Genomic DNA, 20,755 nt, shown 5'->3' with positions numbered 1-20,755 from the left:
CGCCGGAGCCTTCTGGCTGCCCGTTGTCTGGATCCAGGTGCGCATGCGCGACATCGCACTGGAGGCCGCCTGTGCGGGAACCGCCTTGCCCCCGGCCTATCACCGGCTCTACCGCATCTGGTTTTTGTTCGGCTTTCCAGGCTTCGGCTCCGTGATGGTCATTCTCTGGCTCATGATTGCAAAGCCCGGCCTATGACCGACATATCCCGCTCCCCCATTGTCGCCGTTCTCGGCGCCTCCGGTCTGATCGGTGAGGCGCTCTGCGTGTTCCTTCTGTCGCAAGGCCATACGGTCATCCCCGTGGCCCGTCGCTTTACACCGGTGCAGAGCGCCGCCTGGGAGGGACTGACCGTTCGGTTGCCTCTTGTCGATGCGGAGAAGACCGCGTTGCAGACGGCGATCTCGGCACTGCGGGCTGACGTCATCGTCAACTGTATCGGTGCGCTTCAGGATGCGCCGGGCTCGCCTGCCGCGCGCGCCAACCGGGATTTCGTCGCAACCCTCGTCGAAGTCCTGCAGCAGGCTGGCGATGGCTGCGAAGACGGGCAGCCGGGTAGGGCATCGCCGATTCTTATTCATGTCTCGATCCCCGGGGAGGGACGAGACGACCTGACGGATTTCAGCCGGGAAAAGCGGGTGGCGGAAGCGACGATCGCGCGGTCCGGACTGTCATACATTATCCTTCGCCCAGGCTTCGTTCTTGCACAAGCAGCCTTTGGCGGCAGCGCCCTGATGCGCTCTCTGGCGGTCCTTCCGTTCGCTTTGCCGGAGGCTCTCGCCAGCCGCCCCTTTGCCGTGACAGATGTTCGCGACATTGGTCGCACTGTAGCAGTCGTGCTAGCGGAGTGGACAGCCGGCCGCCGCGAATGGCAGGCGCGCTGGGACGTGATGGAGGGGGACGCCTCGACCGTCGGCAGCGTTCTCGCCGGGTTGGTCCGTCGCCTTGCCGGACCAAAGCGACGGATCCGGGTACCGGGCTGGATGCTCACGGCCGCAAGCCGGGCGGGCGACCTAGTCTCCCGGCTCGGTTGGCGTCCTGCTGTCCGCTCGACAGCGCTTGTGGAAATGCAGCGTGGCGTCACCGGCGATCCCGCGATATGGCGGATCGAAACCCGCCTTGATCCGCTATCAGGGCCACGTACTCTGATGATGACGGCCGCAACCGTGCAGGAGCGCTGGTTTGCCCGCCTTTACATGCTCAAGGCGCTGATCATCGGCATTCTTACCGTGTTTTGGGTTGCCTCGGGAAGCATCGCGCTAACGGTCGCCTTCGACGCAGCGACGCGCATCCTGACGGATCACGGCTTTGCCGAACCGCTCGCGAAGGCGGTCACGGTCTTAACCAGCTTCTTGGACATCTCGATCGGTCTTGCGATCCTCCACCGCCGGTCCTGTCGCGTCGGCCTTCTCGCCGGCATTGGGCTCTCCCTCTTCTACATGATCTCGGCTGCCCTCATCACCCCAGGCATGTGGATCGAACCCCTGGGTGCCCTCGTCAAGACAGGCCCATCGATCATCCTGATGATGGTCGGGCTGGCGGTACTCGAAGAACGGTAGCGAATATTTCAGCAGGCAAGCACATCACAGCGCAGAAGGCATCTCGATGCCCTGATTTGGAATGCACTTCTCAGTGGCTGTCGATACCGCTATGGAATGCTTATGACAGCAACGCCTCATTCAGAGCCTTCCACCGGTCCCATCATCCTATTCGATGCCGAATGCGTGCTGTGTTCGGCAAACGCACGGTTTGTTCTGGAACGGGACCTCAAGGGCGTGTTTCGTTTCGCGTCTATACAAAGCGAGATCGGGAAGTCCATATATCGCTTACACGGAATGGATCCGAACGATCCTGCCAGCCTGCTCGTCGTGGAGGGAGACCGGGTGCAGCGAGACAGCGACGCTGTCCTTAGCATTTATGAAACGCTCGGCTTTCCTTGGCCACTTGTTCGGGTGTTCCGAATCGTTCCCGTCGCCTTGCGCGATCCCATCTACCGCTTCGTAGCGCGTCATCGTTATCGACTATTTGGTCGCCGTGACGCGTGTTGGGTAGCCCCGAAGCGTTATAGGGACCGGATCCTCTGAAAGGTCGCACGCGGCTTCTCATCGGGTAAAGTTGTGGTGAAAAAGTCGTGGGGGCTCGCTCGCTGCCTTGTCAATTTCATACTACGCGGTGAGGTTAAGCAGCCGCCCGACGTCAGTCTGCACAAGCCTGCAGCTTAGCTGGGTTACTGCAGGCTAAGCCGCAGTTGCACGCCTTTGGGAATGTTCGGCTTCCGACGCGACTCGATCTGCACGCGCTCGTAAACCTGCCGGCGCTGCTGCTCTTGACGCTCTCGCTTAGCCTTGGATGCGGCCACCACGGACAGCGCGCGTTCGACGACTTCATTGGTACGATTCATCTGTACCTCCATCAGCTTCAGTCTTAGATATAAGAAGTTGACGGGAGAATGTAAGAGCGTGATTAGTCCCTCTGGATTGCGGTTATTGGATCCACCAATCGTGACCACTGACGCCTGAGACGGCTACAATCCGGCAGCTTTTGTCAAGTTGACCCTGAATCGATCCCGCCTCCGCTGATATCGTCGAGTCATCTCCGCAGAGGCATGCCCAAGCTGTTTCTGGACGTAGCGTTCGTCAACTTCCGCCGAAGAGGCAAGACCTGCTCGGAGCGAGTGGCCGGAAAACTTGAAAGCCCGCTCGATCTCACTGAGATCGCCGCGAACGCCGGCAGCCATCGCCGATCGTTTCACAAGCCGGGCCACCTCCTTGTCATTCAATCGTTCCGATCCAACCGCCTTCCCCTGTCCTGTGACGCGGCGGAAGAGAGGGCCATGCGCCAGTCTGGCGAACTTGATCCAGGTCTCGACGGCCGCGACCGGGCACGTGGCGTCGGAGGAACCTCGGCCGACCTCGACCTCCCGCCAACCGGTCTTGCCGCGCAGAGTGACAAGCATGCCTTTGTCGAGGATCTCGATCCAGCCGCGGCCGTCTTCCGTCTGATCTGTTTTCAGATCGAGACCAACCAGTTCGGAGCGCCGAAGACCGCCGGTATAGCCGATCAGCAGCATGGCCCGATCCCGCAGGCCGCGCAGCGAACCGCGATCCAGCGTCTCCAGCATGGCGATGAGATCCTCAGCCAACACCGCCTCCTTTTGCACGGGTGGCCGAGCATGGCTGTTGCGGATGCCGGACAACACCGTAGCGATATGCCGATCCTTGCGATCGAGGGTCAATCCGCGTTGGGCGTAGTTCCACGACAGCGATGAAAGACGTCTTTCGATGGTTGAGACTGAATTCGCCTTCATGCCGCGCTCAGCCGCACCCGAGGCGCAGGCCGTGATGTAGAGCCCAACGGTTCGCGGATGCGGGGGGAGGGGAGTGAGGCCGGATCGGCGGCACCAGGCGGAAAAGTGCTTCCAGTCCGAGGCATAGGCTTTGCGTGTGTTGGCGGAGCTGGCGGCCTCGACATAACTGCGGGCGCGATCGGCGAGGCTGGCAAGATGGGTTGGCGTCTGGTTCTCGCTGACAAGAGAGGGGAGGGGGCTGTCGCTCGGCATCTCCGGCGCGGAGACATCACGCTCGGCGACCGTGCTGAGAGACGGCGCTGAGGTCTCCTCGACGTCATTTTCGGTGTTCTGGTCGATGATTTGCGCCATTTCTCTATAATGACAAGAATGTCCGATAATGCAAGATTATCGGACGTAATTACGGGGCGACAGGCCGTGCGGTTGAGATCGATATTACTGGCAAAAACCGCGCACCTAATTTACACTCCGGCGCATGGATTCGCTCGCGCCCTCCGCTTCAATCACCCCCATCTGGTCGCCCCGCCTGCCGGGCTGGGCGCTACCATGTGGTCGCGACACCACCGAGGCCGACGCAGCCTTTTCCGCCGGTATTGCGTTGAAATCATTGAACGATCTGATCCGTGCCGCGCCGCCATGGATTGGCTGCTGGCGCGGCCGCCTCGCCCTCAAATCGGCCGCCGTCGCCGCGAAAATGCTCGGCCGCAATGAAGAGGAAACAGCTCTCCGCGACGCAGTTTTGCTCACGGCCGCAGGCGACGATCCCGGCCCCGCCGGAAAGCTATTTTTGGCCACGCGATTGCTGACACGCCAATCCGGGCATATCACCACCTCATTCGTCAAAGAGATCGCCGACCTTTTTGCCCTTCGGTGGGACGATGGTCTTGCCTCAGTTCCCGATCTGGTCGATGCTACTATTCAGTCCGGGCGAGCAGCACCCTTCGCGGTGGCGGACCTGATAACGGCGATCTCTGCCGTTCGCCCGGATGCCGAAGTGCTTGCGCTCGGTCTGGCCGAGGTTGTCCTCGCGCATAAGCTCAAATGGCCGAAGCCCGTGGCGTTGCTGTTGCCCGAACGTTTTGGAGCTGCCTTCCGCACCATTGGCGGCAGAGGCCGCGTCCGGCCGGGCGAACCGGCTTACCCGCGCGCCATCTGCCTGGCGCTGGTCGATGGCGTCGACGCTGCACTGCGCTCCACCACCGAGATTGACCGCCGCGCCGTACGTCTGCTGGCCGTGGCGCCAAAGCTTCGCACCAAGGGCGCTGAGCCCGTCGTCCAGAGATTGCTGAACGAGGATGCGGTTCCAGCCTCGGCGCCAGGCAGCATACTATCGCGCTGGGCGGTCAACCGGCTGTTCGAGCGGCTCGAAACCTTTGAGGCGGTGCGCGAACTATCCGGCCGCGCCTCCTTTCGGATTTTTGGGTTGTGACGATGGCCGGATCCAACGCAGGCAAAGCCGCCCGGCGTCACGCGAAAGAGCGGCAGCAGGATCCCCTGTATGATCGCGAGCTGGAGGACTTGCCACCGGAAATGCGCTGGCGAGAATGGCTGATGCGGGTCGAGGCGGTGATCTTTGCCTCGGCCGAGCCGGTCTCTCGTAAGACGTTGTCCCGCGTGGTCGGCAAGGATTGCAGCATTGATCTGCTCATCGACGATCTTGGCGAAGAGCTGCGTGACCGTCCCTATGAACTGGTGTCAGTCGCTGGCGGCTGGCAGCATCGCACCCGGCAGCGGTTTGCCGAAACTATCCGCGCTTCTTCGGCGCCGACGCGGGGAGGGGCGGCGGCGCTGTCCGAGTTCGAGGCGATGGTGCTGATGGCGGTTGGATACTTCCAGCCGGTCACCCGCGGCGAGTTATCTAAGGTTTTTGGGAAGGAGGTCAGTCGCGATATGATTGCGTCACTTCGCGGGGCCGGTTTCCTATCGTCGGGGCCGCGCAGCCCAACGCCCGGGGCGCCTTACACCTATGTGACCACGAAACATTTCCTGTCAGCGTTCGGCTTTGAAACGTTACGCGACTTGCCCGATATCGAAATGCTCGAGGATGCCGGGCTGCTCAGCCGGCGGGTTCAGGCGCCGGTCGATGTTTTCGACGACGTCGAGACGGAGAGCTCGGACGAGGATTGAACCTGATCCAAGGCGCCGATGTTGGTCCCGCCCATCCTGTTGCGGGTGCTTGAGGTGAAGACGGCGATGGCAAGACACACACCTGCAATCTGCAGACCGGCGCCTGCAGCCTCGGTCAATGTCGGCCATCGCGCCTCGAAGAGGAAGCCGTAGCCGAGACCGAAGATTGTCTCGGCGACGATCAACTGCGCAGCGAGCGACAGAGGCAGGCGGCGCGCCGCGATCACCCACAACACAGTTGCCAGCCATGATCCGGCAAAGCCCATCAGGAACGACCAGAGGATGAACGTCTCGACTTGCGGCGCTGTGAACGCGGTCTGCGTACTGAGCGATGTGAAGGGAAGCAGCAGGATGCTTCCGATCAGCGCGCCAATGCCCTGCACGCCCGTCCAGGCAAGACTGTCAGGCGCATTTTCGTCATTGCGCATGATGGCAGAGTTCGCCAGTCCACAGACCACCCAGACGGCGAGTGCCGCAAACGACAGCCCGACGCCAAGGAGGACTTTTGTCCGATCCCCTGACGACACATCTGCGAACGTGCCGAGATTGACGACGGCGATACCGCTGGCGATCAGCAGCAGGGGACTTGCCAGCCTGCGCCAGGCCACGGCCTTCTCGTTGAGATGGGCGATCAGCGGCAGGATCACCGGCATCAATCCGGTAACGAGGGGCGGAATGGCTGGTCCAGAAAGACCGACAGCGAAGGCAGCGCTGACAAAATATCCGACATAGCCAAGCCCTCCGAGCGCAAGGCCGACGCTCCAGCGCCGCAGACTGAGCTCCACCGGGCGGAAGCTTGGATGCAACATCAACAGGAGCGAGACAAGGCCGAACAGGCCGTAGCGCGAAACGGCAAGATCGATGGGGGAAAAGGGCGCCACCGCCCGCGCCGCGACGAAGGTGAGGCCCCAGAGCGCGCAGGTGGTGAGCCCGGAGATAATGCCGATGATCATGATGGAATGCCCTGGGAAGAGAGGCGTTCAGCATCGCCGGAGGAGCGGATGAAATCCATGGCGGATCGCAGGTGAAGCCGCTAATCTCGACCCCATGACGAAAGCAAAAGATGCCCATGCCCTTCGATCCGAAAATTCCTCTCTCGATGCCATCGACGCGCGCCTGCTCACGGCGCTCGACGCGCAGGGCCGTCTGCCCATGAGCGAGCTTGGCCGGCTGGTAGGCCTGTCTGCCCCGAGCACGGCTGAACGGGTCCGGCGGCTTGAGGCGTCGGGTGTCATTGCCAACTTCACCGTGGATACTGACACGCGTGCGCTCGGCTATGCGATCCGGGCGCTGGTGCGCATCCGGCCGCTGCCAGGCAAGCTGCATCTGGTGGAAAAGCTGATCCAGGAAACGCCACAGATTGTAGAATGCGACCGGATCACCGGCGGGGATCCGTTTCTGGCAAGGCTGGTCGTGCGGTCCGTCGAGGAGATGGATACGGTTTTGGAAGGTTTGTCCGACCATGCCGTCACCAGCACGGCGGTGATCAAGGGCCAATCCGTCAAGCGCCGCCTGCCGCCACTATAGGAGTACCGAGCGGATATGGTATTTCGTTCATGCGGTCGACCCCGACATTAAGCTCCGGCTTCAAACCTGTCGGGTGATGGCGCCGATGGCGTTGACGACGACGCGCGAGGCAGCGAGAGCCGACATGCCGTCGATGTCGGCGGGTGGATAGAGTTCAACAAGATCGAATCCAACGATTCTAGCCTGCCTGCCCAAACCTGCAATCAGGGCAATCACCTGTGTATAGGTCAAGCCACCGGGGGTACGCGCTGCTACGCCCGGCATGATACCCGGATCCATGCTGTCGCAATCGAGGGTGACGACGACACGTGCTCCTTCCGGGATATGCTTCAGGGCGCCCTCGACGCCATGTGTGTGGATCTCGCGAGCGGTTACAAAACGGCTGCCATAGCTTCGCGCTGCTTGGATGTCGGTGATGCGCGCACTGCCGACGCTGCGCAGACCGACTTGCACCATGCCTGCGACATGCGACATCTCACTCGCCCGGCGCATTGGACTGGAATAGCCATAGCGTTTGCCATCGACCTCGTCGCGCCAGTCGATATGAGCGTTAATCTGCAGGATCCAAACGGGTCCGTGATCCGAAAAGCCTGTGAGGAATGGAACGGTCACGGAACAATCGCCGCCCAGCAGGATCGGTACGGCTTGCAATGCTAGGATTTCGCGGATTTTCGCCTGAATCCGGGCCCGATTACCGACATTGTCATGCATGACAGTGCATATGTTGCCGTCGTCAATGCAGCATCCCGGCTCGCCATTGAAAAGTGGCCCTCCCAAATCGAAATCCCAGTGTTCGACAAGCGGGATATCGTCCTGACTTGCAGCGCGAATGGCGTCGGCCGCCAGGGTATAGCCACTGCTGTCCTTGCCAGGATAGGTGCTGCCGTGACCCACACCGAAGATCACGACACGAGGCGTCCGACCGTCTTCGAGGTGAGCGGGGAAGCCAAGAAAACAGGATGAAATGCTCATTCTGGACGATCCTGATGAAACTGAAGGCGGTGGTCGACCGAACGGCGACCTCACAACGGATTGTTGAGACAATACACATAATTTTCGCCGATGTCGTCTTACCCACGCGTCCGTAGCGCCGCCGTCAGCGGCAGCCTTGTGGCAGCGATGGCGGGAAGTGCGCCGCCGAGGATGCCGATGGCGAGGCCCAGCAGGCCGGCGGTGAGCATGACGTCCGGTGTGACCGTCAGTTGAAAGGCCATGCGGGCACTGTTGGCGCCGATGGTGCTGGCCTGCCAGCCGTTGAAGGCGAGCCACGCGGTGGCGAGGCCGAGGGCAACGCCGGCGCTGGCGAGAATGATGGCTTCGACCCATGTTCCGAGGAAGGCCGAAAGTCGGCTGAAGCCGAGGGCGCGGATGGTGGCGATCTCGACAGTCCTGTCGGAAACCGAACTCATCATGGTGTTGAGCGCGCCCGCCGTCGCGCCTACCGCCATAAGAAGGGCAAGCGGCCAGCCGAACAGGCGGATGAGGCTGGCCGTGCGCCCGGATTGTGCGGCGTAAAGATCGGCCTCGGAGACGGCGACAAGCGGTGTCGAGGTGATGGTCGAGAGCTTTGCCTGCAGGCTTCCAAGGGAAGCCGGGCTGGTGAGGCGGAGGCAGAGACTCTGGACTTGACCTTGTCGGTCGAAGGCGGCGCGCACCGCATCGAGATGCCCCCAGACTTCGGATTCGAAAGCGCTGCCATTGGCGGAGAAATGGCCCGCGACCGTCCAGTCGACCGCACCGAGCCGCACCGTATCGCCCACATGGAGGCCGAATTCGGCGGCGAGATGGTCGCCGACCACTATTTCGCGGGCGCCGGGTGCGAAGAAACGTCCTTGCGAAAGCGTGATGCCATCGCGGATCATAGGGCCAACCGCGTCCATGCCGCGCAGCGCCAGCGTCCGCGTGGTGCCGTCCTCTGCCTGTTTCACATCGACGGGTACGACGAGTTCGCGGGACGACAGCAAATTGCCTGCTGTGTCGCGGGAAACGCCGATATCGCCGGTCATGGCGTCGAGTGTGCGGATGGCACTTGCCGGAATGTCGGAACCCGCCTCCTGATGGGTGCCGCCACCCAGCACGACGGCGACCCTGGGGGAACCGGCACCCGTCAGTACGGTCTCAAAGCCTTTGGCCATGGCGAGGAAGCCGGCCAGCACGCAGACAACCAATGCGACCGACAGGGCCATGGAAAGCGAGATGGCCAGCCGGCGCGGCAGGCTTGAGAGATTGGCGCGGATCATCACACGCGTTTGCTTCATAAGGGTGGACATGGCGGTTACCTTGTTCTGAAAGCTTTGATGATGGGAGTGCGCATCGCGTTGAAGGCCGGCAAAGCGCCGGTGGCAAGGCCGAGGACGACAATGATGGCCAGCGCCTTGGCGGCTATCAGCGGGGAGAAGACCAGGCCGAGGTCGGGGCCTGCAAGCGTGGTCGCGAGCTTGGCCAGCGCAAGGCCGATACCACCGCCCACGGTGAAAACAAACAGGGTCTCACCGAGGACCAGCATCATAACCTTCAACCGAGAGAAGCCGAGCGTCTTCAGCACGCCGATCTCGAAGGTGCGTTCGCGCACGGCAAAGACCATGGTGTTGACGACGATCATCAGCAGGGTGAAGAAGGCCGCGCCGACGACGAGGTTCACGATCAGGCCGATATCGGCATATTGGCGCAGGAAGGCTTCGAGGAACTGCTTTTCCGACTGGGTGCGCGTTGGAGCAGCGGAATTGGCGAAAAGCGCATCGATGCGGGCGGCAAGCTGCCCTGATGACACCCCATCGCGCGGGCGGACGATGAAGGCATCGACCGTATCCTTGCCCCTTGCCCGTGCCGCATTCACGTAATCATAACGGGCAATGATGAAGTAGGTGTCGGTTGCGGCGTTCTCGCCTTCGAAGATGCCTGAAATCTCGAACCGCCAGTCGCGGCTGCCGTCCTGTTTCGCAGTGTCGAAGGCCGTGACCGTGATGCTCTGTCCGACCGTCCAGCCTTGCGCCTGCGCCAGCGCCCCGCCGACCAGCACCTTGTCGCGCGCCCCGCCGATCGCCGCCAACAGATCGGGCGTGAGGCCGAGACCCTTGCCGTTGACGGCAATCAGCAAGGCGGGATCGGCGGCGCTGACAGCGACGACGTTCTTCTCGACCTCGACGAAGCCGCGCAGCCGCGTCATATAGCCGACCGCCGCAATATCGGGATCGGTCGTGAGCCGGGACATGTTCGCCAGAGGCAGGGGTTGCGTCCGTCCAGCCGCACTCATGACGCCGAGGATATCGTCGCTGGCCGCAGATGTTCCTTGTGTGCCGGCAAGGAAGCTGGCGGTGAGGCCATAGATCAGGAAAGCGATGGCGATGCAGACCATCAGAAGCACGGTGCGCAAAGGCTTTCGCCAGGCATTCTTGCGGGCGAGATCGAGAAAGGTCATCAGGCGGCCCTCTTCTCTTCGATGAAATCACCCTTGTCGAGATGCAGCGTCCGTTTGGCGTAAAGCGCTGCTTGCGGGTCATGGGTCACCATGACAATTGTCTTTCCCAGCTCCCGGTTGAGGAAACGCAGCATCTCCAGAACCTCGTCGGCGGATTTGCGGTCGAGATCGCCGGTCGGCTCGTCGCAGAGCAGCAGGCCCGGATCGGAAACGATGGCGCGGGCGATGCCGACGCGCTGCTGCTGGCCGCCGGACATCATGGCCGGATATTGTTTCTCGCGGCCGGCAAGCCCGACGAGATCGAGAACCTTATCCACCCGGGTGCGCCGCTCCCTGGCGCTCAATGGCTTCAGCAACAGCGGCAGCTCGACATTCTCGGCGGCAGTCAGCATCGGCAGCAGATTGTAGAACTGGAAGACGATGCCCATGTGGTGCGCCCGCCAGGACGAACGCGCGGCCTCGCCCATCTGGTCGAGACGGCTTGAGCCGATGCGCAATGTCCCCGCATCCGGCCGGTCGATGCCGGCGAGCATATTGAGCAGGGTCGATTTGCCCGAACCGGATGGCCCCATGATGGCGACGAAATCACCACGCGGAATGGCAAGATCGAGGTTTGAGAAGATCGGGATGGCTTCGCCACCGATTCTGTAGCCCTTCCGGATGCCGCTCAGCGCGATGTAGGGTTCCTGTGTGTCTGTCATGGGATCATGTCTCCGGTGTCGTCGAGGGGGATGCGGATGCGGGCGGCCATATTCGGCCGGATGCCTTTGGGCGGGCGGTCGAGCGAAAAGCGCACCGTGATGGTGCCTTTTTCCGCTGAGGCCACCGGTGCCAGCCGCAGGATCTCGATATCGAAGGGACGATCGGGAAACCCGTCCAGCACCGCTTCGCCGCGGCGTCCTGTTCTCAGCGCTGTGATATAGGTCTCCGCGATATCCGCATCGACGACCATGCTGGTCGTGTCGGTGATCGTCAGCAGGCTCTGGCTCTCGCGGACGCTATCGACCCGCGCCAGAACGGTGTCACCGGCATTGGCGTCAAGGCGAGCGACTGTGCCCGCAAAAGGGGCGCGTACCGTGAATTCGTCCAGCCGTTCTTCCGCAATGCGGATGGAAATGCCGGCGTTGTCCGCAGACTGCCGGGCCTGCGCCAAGGCGTTCGATGCCCGATCAAATGCCGCCTGCGCCTCTTCCAGCGCCTGTCTCGATGTCGCCTGACGGGCAGTAAGCGTTTCGATGCGGGCCATTGAGTTGCGTGCCTGTGAAAGGTCGATCGTTCGGGCGGCAAATTGCAGTTCGGCCGCGGATTTTGCGGCTTTCGCCTGTTCGAGTGCGAAGCGCGCACCGGCATCATCGAGCGTGACCAAAACCTGGCCTGCCACGACGACATCGCCCGCCTCCACGGAAACCTGCGTGATCCTGCCTTCATATTTCGAGAAAACGGTCGTCATGCGCGGCGCAACCACGAAGCCGGATCCGGTGATCTCGCGAACGGCGGGGACGGGAACATGCACTGCGGATTGCTCTCCGCCTTGATGAACGTTCGCGTCATCAGGGACGGAAACATCGTCATCCGCCCTGTTTGCGGAATTCGGCGGCGCGGCAATAATGGTCTCGATACGGCCGGCCAGATCCGGCCGATAAACGGCGATGCCTATGGCGGTTCCGGAGATCAGCGCGAAAACGAGGGCGAAAAGGACAAGACGCCGGATCTCGCGTTTCGGCGGCTCGATATCGTGGGAAACGGGCTGGAGGGAAAATGACCTCAGCGTTTCGGCGAGTTTCAGTTCGCGGTCGGTGACAAGCTTGGGATGTGTGTTCATGCCGCCATGATGGCCGGACGGCACGAAAGCGAGACCGAAAACGCGTTTTCGGACGTCCTGGATCGCGATCTAGGACGGCTTTACCTTGCGCTCGCGCCATTCGAGCGGCGTCATCTCGGTGACGCGGCGGAACTCGCGGTTGAAGTTAGATTTGGTCTGGAACCCCACCTCGAACATGATCTCGGTCACCGACTTGTCGGTTTCGGCGAGCAGTTCGCAGGCTTCCGCGATCCGGTGCTCGTTGACATAGTGCGAGACGTTCTTGCCCGTCGCCCGGTTGATCGCCGTGGAAATCTGACGGGCAGGAATGCCAAGCTTTCGCGCCAGCCGGTCGAGGTTGAGGTCGGCATCGCGATAGACGCGCTTGCCCTGCATCAGCGCTCGGACTGCGGTGAGGGTTTCGGTGTCTTCTGGAACATCGGACTCCGGTGCGGCCTCGATGATCTCGACGGGCGTATGGCTACGGCTCACCGCTGCAGCGGCGATCGACAGGATACCAAGCAGCACGAGATTTCCAATTGCGAATCACCGGGCGGACATAGCCTCCTTGCGTAAAGGCCAGATCGAGAAACACGAAAACATCGATCGCCGCCGAGAATAGAAGCGCAAAGGCCGCAAAGAGAATGGCGCGATAGGCGGGTGCCGTACCCTCGAAGGGGGCAAGCCGCAATGCGTCCGCTCCGGGCCGCATGAGAGATAAAATCGCCCCCGCATAAGCGACGAATGTCGCAATCAGCACGCCGTCGATTCCATCCCGCCAGGATGTCACGAGCAGGAGAACGACGATGCCAGCGGGAAGGGCATGGAGAGCAAGACGCCGCAACAACGGCGTTCTGCTCTTGCGGACGAGCGCTGCCACCCCCGCATAGGCCAGCGGCGGTACGGTGGCAGCACCTATGGGCGCCAGATACATGACGTTTTCGACACCATAACCCCAACGCAGGCCCGAAAGGACGGATTGGAAAGCGCTCACGAGGATCAGAGCAACAAGTGGTCTGTTCGCCATCGCGCCATCGTCGCGCCTGATAACGGCGAGGAAGAGCACGAACAGTGCCCGTCCGAGATCGAGCGCCGCCGGCAAGCTTCGATCGTGAAATCGCTTCCGGCAAAGCTGGAGCTTTACTGAAATCGTCAGCGGAAAATCGTGTCGTAATGATCGGCTAAACCTAACGGGCATATGATATTTGCTTGTTTGAAATCACGAACTAAAAGCCACATCGGTGTTGCGCTTGCGCGTATGGACGAGCGCATCGCCCGCTCGCCGGTCGGTCCGGGCTGGATCGAGCGCATGCAATACGTTGACGCGTGCGCTTCGCTGTGGATCGACGGCGAACTCGTGCATCTCGAAGACCTCGTACTCCACGACGCCACGAAGGATATTTCGCACACCCACCCATGAGCTGACAATCGCCCGCGACGTGCTGCGAACCCGTCGGCGGATCGCCGGCCAATCCCCGGATTGGGCGCTCTCTACCGACGGCATCCGCTCGCTGCGGAAGACCTCGGAGATCGGGTCGGGCGTCGGGGACCAGGCGACGCCGGCCGGAGTTGTTCGGCCGGCGGTGGCGATCGACGCGGAAGGGGAGGGGGAAGATGTCGACGACATCGAAAATCTTCCCGGCATCGACTACGCCGCCATCGATGCCGTGCTCGCCCGATCGGATGCGGCGATCGCAAACGCGACAAGTCCCGGCCGTGGCGGCGGGGCCGAAAAAGATCCGATGATCTATGATCTCGATTGGGACGAGGATTCAAGGCTCGACGAATAGCGCGGCGTGCTGCGGCAGGCAGAACATCTGCCGGCGGTGCTGCAGGCGATTGTTGCCCTCGATGCCTGGAACGAGTTTTCGGTGTTGCAGCACGCGCCCTGGCTCGGCCGGCTGTTTTCCGCCTCGATCCTGCGCCAAGCCGGCGTCACCACCGGCGGCCATCTCGCAGCCATCAACCTCGGACTGAAAACCATTCCCGTCGATCGGCGCCGGCATCATGATCGGGAGACCCGGTTGCTCGCCATTGCTCACGGCCTGATCGCGGCCGCAGAGATCGGCATGAAAGAGCACGACCGGCTGGCGCTTGCTCGGCAGATGATGGAGCGCAAATTGGCGGGACGCCGGACGTCTTCAAAGCTGCCGGAGCTGGTCGATCTGGTGATGGCGAAGCCATTGGTGTCGGCCGGGATGGTGGCGAAAACGCTCGATATCACGCCGCAGGCGGCGCGGCGTATTGTTTTGGAACTCGGCTTGCGGAGATGACGGGGAGGGGGAGGTTTCGGGCGTGGGGGGTGCTGTAGTGGAAGGGTCGTCAGATAAGTGCTACACTTTCAGCCACAATGTCATAGCACCGAGAACTAGGGATTTGCCATGACATAAGATTCGTGGGGAAAAGTGGTTGCTACCCTCTCGGCACAAATGGATGCGGCCCCGATCCAGTTCTTTTCCAGGTTTTCTCGTTTCGAGTGGGCCTTTGGGCAGGAGGGAGAGACGTTCAGCCTTAAGCCGCCTAGCCCTGGAATCAGCTGGGATCAGGTCGGCCAGGCGTTTGGCGGCAAGTATTACCAACTCGTTAATGCGGATGTGGAGGCGTCTCGCATTATCGCTGATCCTCCAAAAGTGATTGAAAACTTAGCCGGCCTCGGTCTTCGGTTTAATGCTACACCTCCGCATTGCGGCGACGCCTCAGCCGTTTTTCATGCGCTCGCGCGTATCCGCAACAACTTTTTCCATGGTTGGAAAACCGGCCTCGAGGCGGACGATCGGGTAGCACATTGCCGACGGCAATGCGGTCATCCGGATCGCCTACGAATTTTGCGACAATCACCCCAAGCTTCAAATAGTCTCGCATCACCTTATGTATGTATGATCAGCGGTTTGAGAGGTCGTGTAACCTATGATCTCAGAGTTAGGAGGTGGTGCGTGACTACCATGGACAATCACTACGAAATCATGGGCCGCATTTTGGCGCACTTGATCAAGGTCGGACTTCGTCGCGTCGAATTCACAGAGGATGACGCTTATAAGATCTTGTCCGACGGGATCGATACCGACGAGGATCTTCCCGTGATTTTTGCCGACATCTTGAGGTGGATGCTCGAGGAGAACCTTATTCGCAGCGGTAGAATCCACTTGATGATGGACAGCAGCTACATATTCCAGGACGTGCAGCTGACGTCGAGAGGCATAGCCGCTGTACAGGCCAAACCCACTGATCCGAGTCTTGGTGAAAGTGTCGAAGAGACCGTGGCGGGTAACGATGAACTTGACGCTTCGACCTACACGAAAATCGGTTCTTTTGTCGGCGGTTTGATGGGAGGTTTCACGCAGGCCTTGTCGGGCTGAGCCCGGATCCCGATACTAGTCTTTTAACTGGCCTAAGACCCATCTTCCCTCCAGTTTTCAGGAGAGTCTTTGGTTTTCAATCTGGCCTTATGCGGCCAGTTTTTCCATAGCCATTTTCATTGCGAATTCACCGGGCGTGATGTTGTCCAGTGAAGAGTGTGGTCCGTTTCGATTGTAGTCCTCCTTTCATGCTGTGATGAGCGGGGGGGGCGGTGTCAACGCAACCTTGTGAGGAAATGGATCAAGAATGCCCTGCAGATGCGTGCTCTACAGCGCCTAGGCGACGCTTGCCGAAGTCAAAAAGCGGCGGTCGGAAATCGCCTGTGTGGATCGCGTTGCACGGTCCGATCTGGTGCCTGCGGAGCCTGTTGTCGCCGCAGGCACCAGATCGGCCCGTGCCGCGTCCCTCCTACATTGCGGCTGACCCGCAGGGTCAACCACGCTTACTATTCACACTGACTTGCCAAGCTGCGATACGAAGGATTGAATCTGGCTGAGCGTTCCCCTGGGTGAACCATACCGCGATTGCGTCCGAAATCGAAAAAGCGCTCTATAAAAATCGGGAATGGAGGAGGACGGGATGATTCGAAAAATCAAGGTCCAGGGTTACCGAATACATAAGAATCTGTCGGTCGAGCCGAACCGGAAATTCAACCTGATTGTTGGAGCCAATGAGTCTGGCAAGTCAACGCTCATGGAAGCTGTCGCGCTTGCGCTCACAGGCCGGATCAACGGCCGCAGCGTCTCCGAGGAACTAAATCCGCACTGGTTCAACACAGCCGTGGTTGAGGAGTTCATCAAGAAGCGAGTAAGCGGTGTTCCAGTCAGTTTTCCGGAGATTTTGATTGAGCTGTATTTCGAGGATGTTCCGGAGCTGCAAATCCTATGTGGTGCAGTTAACACGCATGTGCCGACGACGGCATGTCCTGGCGTGAGCATGCGGATTTCCGCGAATCCGGACTACGCGGCAGAACTGGAAGAGTGGGCCAAGGCTCCGACCTCTCTTCTCCCGGTCGAGTATTACCGTTGTGAATGGCGGTCATTTGCAGACAAGGAACTGACGACACGGCCGAAGGTCCTGGCCACTGCGGTGATCAACTCGCACACCGTCCGGACCTCATCTGGTATCGACTATCATATGCGCCAAATCCTCGGCGACCAACTGGAGCCCGCGGAGCGAGCGCAGATTTCGCTCGAATACCGCCGTGTAAAGGCTTCGTTGTCCAACACTGCATTGAATGCCGTCAATACGAGAATGAGTTCCGTGCACGCGACCCTGCACAACCGGCCGATCGCGCTTGCAATGGATCAAAGCGCGAGAACTTCGTGGGAAGGTGTCGTCACCCCGCACGTGGATGACGTTCCATTCAGTATGTCTGGTCAGGGGCAGCAATCGGCAATCAAGATCTCGCTCGCGATGAACCGGCACGCCGGCCGCGCCAAGTTCGTTATGGTCGAAGAGCCCGAGAACCATTTGACGCACACCAGCCTCGTCACTCTGCTTTCGAGAATCGAGTCACTTGCGGGTGAGCAGCAACAGCTATTCATCACTACGCACAGCTCATTCGTGCTCAATCGCTTGGGACTGGATGCCCTTCTTTTGATGGGCCATGATGTCACCGCCAAGCTCTCAACGCTCGACCCGGAGACAGTCAACTACTTCAAGAAGCTTCCCGGATATGACACGCTGCGCATCGTCCTTGCGAACAAAATCGTTTTGGTCGAAGGACCGTCCGACGAGATCGTGTTTGAGCGGATTTTCCATGATCGGTACGGGAAGCGTCCGATGGCGTGCGGGATCGACGTGCTGAGTATGCGCGGCCTCTCGCTGGCTCGCGGCCTGGAACTCTGTGCTGCACTCGGCAAGCCGATAACAGCTTTACGGGACAACGATGGCATTGACCCAGATGAGCTTCGCGGTCCTGTAGACAAGTGGCTAAAGAAGGGCGTACGCGAACTTTTCATCGGTGAGGTCACCCACGGTGAGACGCTTGAGCCACAACTGATTCACCACACCGGTGAAGTCTTGCTTCGGGACATTCTTGGGATCGCCGATCATGCAGACCTGCTGAAATGGATGACCAGGGAAAAGACCGAGGCAGCTCTTCGAATCAGCGCTTCAGAAAAAAAGATTGTTCCGCCGGCGTGCATGCTGGAAGCTGTCAAGTTCGCGCATGGCTAACCATCTGACGCTCGCGGTCGCAGGCTCTCGGAAGACACAAAGCATCGTTGAGCACTGCGCTTCAGTGTCGCGCGAGCGCCGCGTGCTGGTCTTGACCTATACGCAAGCCAATCAAGAAGAACTGATCAGCCGGCTGAAGCAGTACGCAGGCGACCACCATCATGTCGAAGTGATGGGCTGGTTCACCTTCCTCCTACGACATTTCGCCAGGCCCTTCCTGCCGTTCAAGTTCGCCGGGAAACGTGTCTTAGGCTTCAATTTCGATGGGCGTCCCCATCGCATGTCAACCGGCATTGGTCGATTTCTGGACTCCAACGGTGCTGCATACGGATGTGAACTTGGACGCCTCGCTCACGAGTTGGTTGCCCGGAGTAAGGGGGCGCTTCTGAAGAGGCTGGAGTGCATCTACGACGAAATCCTGATCGATGAGGTTCAGGATCTCAGCGCTCACGATTGGGAAATCATCGACGTGCTGCTGGATTCTTCGGTCGACATTCGCATGGTCGGCGACATCCGTCAGTCGGTGCTCGCGACAAATCCGCGTAGTTCGAAGAATGCAAAATACTCGTACGCGGGGTCGGTCAAGTGGGCGCGTGAGCGTCAGGCTAAAGGGCGGCTTGAAATCGTGGAGAGCGTGACGACTTCGCGGTGCCATCCCGTCGTTGCGAAATTCTCTGACAGCATCTTCGACCCGTCTTGGAAGTTCCCCGAGACGCAGTCTGAGAACAGAACAGTTACGGATCACGATGGCGTGTTTCTGGTATCGACAAAGCACGTCACCGAATACGTTCGTCACTTCCAGCCTCAGTGCTTGCGACACAGCGTCAATTCAGGCAAGGCCTTCGATCTTGACTACTTCAATTTCAAAGTGTCAAAGGGCATGACGTATGAACGCGTCCTGATAGTCCCGACCGCGCCCATCGCCAAGTTCATCGCATCTGGCGCCTATCTAGAGGCAAATTCCGCTTCCAGCTTCTACGTCGCAGTTACGAGAGCGGAGCAGAGCGTTGGGATTGTTCTGGATAAGGCAGGCTCGTCTTCGTTGCCTTTCTGGAATCCAACGGCGGCGAAGCAGGAGGTATAGGCCCCAGCCGGGTTCTGCCGGTGGTTTGTCCGGAAGGGTGGTCAGGTTGAAAGTCCTGGGGCCACCAACGCCGCTAGTCGGTAGAGTAGGGCCATGATCGCGGGGCCAGCATGCGCGTTCGCCGATCCACGTGGGGTTACCGGACCTGGAAACAGCAACGTCTGGATATGAGAAGGGGCCACTTGATCTTGTCTTCATAGTTCCGCTTTCCACTTCTGTTTGGTAAGAACGGTCAACATCATAAACGAGCAGTGGAAAGCGTTTGACACATCGAATGTTTGTGGCGTTTGCCGGGGGCGGTGCGAAGGCCTTGATTCATCTTGGCGCTCTCAGAGCGCTGGAAGCAAAGGGTGTTGATTTCAGGGGGCTCTCTGGCACATCCGCTGGAGCTCTGGTTGCAACACTAAAGGCCTCGGGGTTCTCTGCAGATGAGCTTCTGAACCCACTCGACAAATCTTCCGTCATTTCGCGGCTTGGTGAGATCAGGCCCTCCATCAAACAGGCAAAGCATCTGTTCGGTAGATGGGGATGGTGGAAAGTCTGGCTTTTTCGCACTGCAATGCCGATGTTGCCGACGATTTTGTGCGTCTCGCTGGTCAGCGTTGCGCTCACTCTAATCTTGGTCGGCGCGCTCCTGGCATGGGGCAGAATATATCTCGCCGCAGCTATTTTCGCTGCATTGATAATTTGTCTCTGTTGCGTTGTAACCTCGCTATTATCAGGACTTGCCAGATCGCGGGAGTTTTCTGAAGCCCTTGGCATCCTTCTCCAGCAGCGGATGTTCCCATCGGAACCGGGACGCGTCGTTCGAATGGGCGACTTTGGCCGCGACGGTCGGCCGATCCTCAAGATCGTAAGCGCCAATCTGACGACCGGGAAGATGGAGCTTTTTTCTCCTGAGCGAACGCCGAATGTCCCCGTAGCGGATGCGGTCGCTGCCTCCATCTCCCTTCCGATCATATTCGAACCGCTGATCATTGACGACAACTTGCACATGGACGGAGGAATTGTCTCCAACCTTCCTGCCTGGTCGTTTGATGAAGAGCGTGAACTTGATCCGGATGCCATCACTCTGGCCATCGAGATTCAAACAGCCACGGAAAGGCGCATCCTCAATCGGCTAAATTGGCTTGGAGCTTTCATTAAAACCGGATTGTTCGGCTCTTCCGAACTTAACCTCCGTGCTGCCGGCCAAGCTGAACGGCTTGAACTTTCAACAAGCCTGAATCTTCTCGAGTTCGACCTGTCCGTTGACAGGGCCATTAAAGAGGTTCTGGACGCGGAAACGGCGGCTACGGCGAAGTTGGACAAATGGCTCTTTCAAACCCCCGAGACCTACGCTGAAGCTTGCCGTTTTACCAAAGGGCTTGTCGACGACGTCATCGAAGCGGCGCTTGACCAGCGCAACCCGAAAGTCCGCGTTGCTATTGCAATCCCGGACGTAGGACATACGAGATCTTTGCGGCTTCGGTATTCAACTGGATATGAAGGTCATCATGATGAGCGGATGTTGATCCCAATCGATGGGACAGTGGCAGGGCAAGCCTGGAAGACTGGCGATAGCTGGTTTGAACTCGCTCCACTGTCTCCAGAGTTCAGTTTGACGGCTCCGGAACATCGCTTGCGTCGCAAGGCCCTTCGAAGTGATTTGAAATGGGTCCTGTGCATACCCATTTCAATTGGTGATGGGCCTGTCCGCTTCGTGGTGCAAATAGATGGTGGACGGGATTTGCCGGAAGACGAAACTGTTGGTACGATGATCACGAGCATCGAAACCGATGTGAAAGAGTTTTTTGGTATGCTTGCAGACCGGTTCAAAGAGATGGAGGAATGAAATGGCTTGGAAAAGTGCAAGTTTTTCGCCTCGCAGCGGCCCACCGAAATCCGGCGAAAAGGTTTCGACTGCGATTGAGAAACATCGCCCTGCGATGGAAGTGATTTTGCAGAAGGCTCAG

Annotated in this window: 18 protein-coding genes and 2 pseudogenes; 11 read left to right on the top strand and 9 right to left on the bottom strand. The window is 59.8% G+C overall.

Going from position 1 to position 20,755, the window contains the following annotated elements; translation table 11 throughout:
- The 3 genes from EPK99_RS25630 to EPK99_RS04725 all read left to right on the top strand — a co-directional run.
- The coding region (locus EPK99_RS25630; protein WP_245455652.1) for a DUF2269 family protein at positions 1-196 on the top strand (196 nt) is incomplete at its 5' end.
- Positions 193-1,557: an SDR family oxidoreductase gene (locus EPK99_RS04730; protein ID WP_128441563.1), complete on the top strand. Its 1,365-nt coding sequence runs from the start codon at positions 193-195 to the stop codon at positions 1,555-1,557. The genes EPK99_RS25630 and EPK99_RS04730, both read left to right, overlap by 4 nt.
- Positions 1,558-1,659: 102 nt before the next feature.
- Positions 1,660-2,082 (top strand): thiol-disulfide oxidoreductase DCC family protein, encoded by a 423-nt coding sequence (locus tag EPK99_RS04725; protein ID WP_128441561.1) that lies wholly within the window; start codon positions 1,660-1,662, stop codon positions 2,080-2,082.
- Positions 2,083-2,225: 143 nt separating this feature from the next.
- Here EPK99_RS04725 and EPK99_RS25225 read toward each other — a convergent pair whose 3' ends face one another.
- Complete coding sequence (locus EPK99_RS25225) at positions 2,226-2,399, bottom strand: hypothetical protein (protein ID WP_164901693.1); 174 nt, start codon at positions 2,397-2,399, stop codon at positions 2,226-2,228.
- Between the two features lie 123 nt (positions 2,400-2,522).
- Complete coding sequence (locus EPK99_RS04720) at positions 2,523-3,656, bottom strand: site-specific integrase (protein ID WP_128441559.1); 1,134 nt, start codon at positions 3,654-3,656, stop codon at positions 2,523-2,525.
- Between the two features lie 124 nt (positions 3,657-3,780).
- On the opposite strand from EPK99_RS04720, the gene EPK99_RS04715 reads away from it, so the two are divergent.
- On the top strand, positions 3,781-4,734 hold the full coding sequence (locus EPK99_RS04715) for a DUF1403 family protein (RefSeq protein WP_128441557.1): 954 nt from the start codon (positions 3,781-3,783) through the stop codon (positions 4,732-4,734).
- A gap of 2 nt (positions 4,735-4,736) precedes the next feature.
- Positions 4,737-5,432 carry an SMC-Scp complex subunit ScpB gene (scpB, locus tag EPK99_RS04710; protein WP_128441555.1) on the top strand — a complete coding sequence of 232 codons (696 nt, stop codon included), beginning with the start codon at positions 4,737-4,739 and terminating at the stop codon, positions 5,430-5,432.
- Here scpB and EPK99_RS04705 read toward each other — a convergent pair.
- The gene (locus EPK99_RS04705; protein ID WP_128441553.1) at positions 5,375-6,385 is read right to left on the bottom strand and encodes a DMT family transporter; all 1,011 of its coding nucleotides are present in this window, start codon (positions 6,383-6,385) and stop codon (positions 5,375-5,377) included. The two genes, scpB and EPK99_RS04705, sit on opposite strands and share 58 nt — an antisense overlap.
- Before the next feature lie 94 nt (positions 6,386-6,479).
- Here EPK99_RS04705 and EPK99_RS04700 point away from each other — a divergent pair, with 94 nt between their 5' ends.
- Positions 6,480-6,959, top strand: a complete 480-nt coding sequence (locus tag EPK99_RS04700; protein ID WP_128441551.1) for an Lrp/AsnC family transcriptional regulator — start codon at positions 6,480-6,482, stop codon at positions 6,957-6,959.
- Positions 6,960-7,019: 60 nt separating this feature from the next.
- Here EPK99_RS04700 and EPK99_RS04695 read toward each other — a convergent pair whose 3' ends face one another.
- The 6 genes and pseudogenes from EPK99_RS04695 to EPK99_RS04670 form a co-directional block, all read right to left on the bottom strand.
- Positions 7,020-7,931: an agmatinase gene (locus tag EPK99_RS04695; RefSeq protein WP_128441549.1), complete on the bottom strand. Its 912-nt coding sequence runs from the start codon at positions 7,929-7,931 to the stop codon at positions 7,020-7,022.
- 98 nt (positions 7,932-8,029) lie between these two features.
- Entirely contained in the window at positions 8,030-9,229 is a 1,200-nt protein-coding gene (locus EPK99_RS04690; protein WP_128441547.1) for an ABC transporter permease, read from the bottom strand.
- A 5-nt stretch (positions 9,230-9,234) separates the two neighbouring features.
- Complete coding sequence (locus EPK99_RS04685; RefSeq protein WP_128441545.1) at positions 9,235-10,377, bottom strand: ABC transporter permease; 1,143 nt, start codon at positions 10,375-10,377, stop codon at positions 9,235-9,237.
- Positions 10,377-11,078: an ABC transporter ATP-binding protein gene (locus EPK99_RS04680; protein WP_128441543.1), complete on the bottom strand. Its 702-nt coding sequence runs from the start codon at positions 11,076-11,078 to the stop codon at positions 10,377-10,379. The genes EPK99_RS04685 and EPK99_RS04680 overlap by 1 nt, the downstream gene beginning before the upstream one ends.
- Positions 11,075-12,199: an efflux RND transporter periplasmic adaptor subunit gene (locus tag EPK99_RS04675; RefSeq protein WP_128441540.1), complete on the bottom strand. Its 1,125-nt coding sequence runs from the start codon at positions 12,197-12,199 to the stop codon at positions 11,075-11,077. The genes EPK99_RS04680 and EPK99_RS04675 overlap by 4 nt, the downstream gene beginning before the upstream one ends.
- A 69-nt stretch (positions 12,200-12,268) precedes the next feature.
- Positions 12,269-13,328, bottom strand: a pseudogene (locus tag EPK99_RS04670) (helix-turn-helix domain-containing protein).
- A gap of 48 nt (positions 13,329-13,376) precedes the next feature.
- Between EPK99_RS04670 and EPK99_RS04665 the strand changes: the two are divergent.
- From EPK99_RS04665 to EPK99_RS04645, 5 genes and pseudogenes are all read left to right on the top strand, one after another.
- Positions 13,377-14,489, top strand: a pseudogene (locus EPK99_RS04665) (RHE_PE00001 family protein).
- Between the two features lie 94 nt (positions 14,490-14,583).
- Positions 14,584-15,534 (top strand): hypothetical protein, encoded by a 951-nt coding sequence (locus EPK99_RS04660; RefSeq protein ID WP_128441537.1) that lies wholly within the window; start codon positions 14,584-14,586, stop codon positions 15,532-15,534.
- Between the two features lie 580 nt (positions 15,535-16,114).
- Complete coding sequence (locus EPK99_RS04655; RefSeq protein WP_128441535.1) at positions 16,115-17,716, top strand: ATP-dependent nuclease; 1,602 nt, start codon at positions 16,115-16,117, stop codon at positions 17,714-17,716.
- Positions 17,709-18,800: a UvrD-helicase domain-containing protein gene (locus tag EPK99_RS04650; protein ID WP_128441533.1), complete on the top strand. Its 1,092-nt coding sequence runs from the start codon at positions 17,709-17,711 to the stop codon at positions 18,798-18,800. The genes EPK99_RS04655 and EPK99_RS04650 overlap by 8 nt, the downstream gene beginning before the upstream one ends.
- A gap of 274 nt (positions 18,801-19,074) precedes the next feature.
- Entirely contained in the window at positions 19,075-20,634 is a 1,560-nt protein-coding gene (locus EPK99_RS04645; protein ID WP_128441531.1) for a patatin-like phospholipase family protein, read from the top strand.
- Positions 20,635-20,755 lie beyond the last annotated feature (121 nt).

Source organism: Neorhizobium lilium, from assembly GCF_004053875.1.
GTDB classification, from domain to species: domain Bacteria; phylum Pseudomonadota; class Alphaproteobacteria; order Rhizobiales; family Rhizobiaceae; genus Neorhizobium; species Neorhizobium lilii.
The sequence above is the reverse complement of the archived record's forward strand: the minus strand, read 5'-3'. Positions and strand labels throughout refer to the sequence as shown.

Excerpts from the sequence above, each read along its gene's own strand:
- EPK99_RS04675 (WP_128441540.1), bottom strand. The coding sequence starts at position 12,199 with ATGAACACACATCCCAAGCTTGTCACCGACCGCGAACTGAAACTCGCC.
- EPK99_RS04705 (WP_128441553.1), bottom strand. The coding sequence starts at position 6,385 with ATGATCATCGGCATTATCTCCGGGCTCACCACCTGCGCGCTCTGGGGC.
- EPK99_RS04655 (WP_128441535.1), top strand. The coding sequence starts at position 16,115 with ATGATTCGAAAAATCAAGGTCCAGGGTTACCGAATACATAAGAATCTG.
- EPK99_RS04645 (WP_128441531.1), top strand. The coding sequence starts at position 19,075 with ATGTTTGTGGCGTTTGCCGGGGGCGGTGCGAAGGCCTTGATTCATCTT.
- EPK99_RS04695 (WP_128441549.1), bottom strand. The coding sequence starts at position 7,931 with ATGAGCATTTCATCCTGTTTTCTTGGCTTCCCCGCTCACCTCGAAGAC.
- EPK99_RS04700 (WP_128441551.1), top strand. The coding sequence starts at position 6,480 with ATGACGAAAGCAAAAGATGCCCATGCCCTTCGATCCGAAAATTCCTCT.
- EPK99_RS04715 (WP_128441557.1), top strand. The coding sequence starts at position 3,781 with ATGGATTCGCTCGCGCCCTCCGCTTCAATCACCCCCATCTGGTCGCCC.
- scpB (WP_128441555.1), top strand. The coding sequence starts at position 4,737 with ATGGCCGGATCCAACGCAGGCAAAGCCGCCCGGCGTCACGCGAAAGAG.
- EPK99_RS04685 (WP_128441545.1), bottom strand. The coding sequence starts at position 10,377 with ATGACCTTTCTCGATCTCGCCCGCAAGAATGCCTGGCGAAAGCCTTTG.
- EPK99_RS25225 (WP_164901693.1), bottom strand. The coding sequence starts at position 2,399 with ATGAATCGTACCAATGAAGTCGTCGAACGCGCGCTGTCCGTGGTGGCC.
- EPK99_RS04730 (WP_128441563.1), top strand. The coding sequence starts at position 193 with ATGACCGACATATCCCGCTCCCCCATTGTCGCCGTTCTCGGCGCCTCC.
- EPK99_RS04680 (WP_128441543.1), bottom strand. The coding sequence starts at position 11,078 with ATGACAGACACACAGGAACCCTACATCGCGCTGAGCGGCATCCGGAAG.
- EPK99_RS04720 (WP_128441559.1), bottom strand. The coding sequence starts at position 3,656 with ATGGCGCAAATCATCGACCAGAACACCGAAAATGACGTCGAGGAGACC.
- EPK99_RS04690 (WP_128441547.1), bottom strand. The coding sequence starts at position 9,229 with ATGTCCACCCTTATGAAGCAAACGCGTGTGATGATCCGCGCCAATCTC.
- EPK99_RS04725 (WP_128441561.1), top strand. The coding sequence starts at position 1,660 with ATGACAGCAACGCCTCATTCAGAGCCTTCCACCGGTCCCATCATCCTA.
- EPK99_RS04650 (WP_128441533.1), top strand. The coding sequence starts at position 17,709 with ATGGCTAACCATCTGACGCTCGCGGTCGCAGGCTCTCGGAAGACACAA.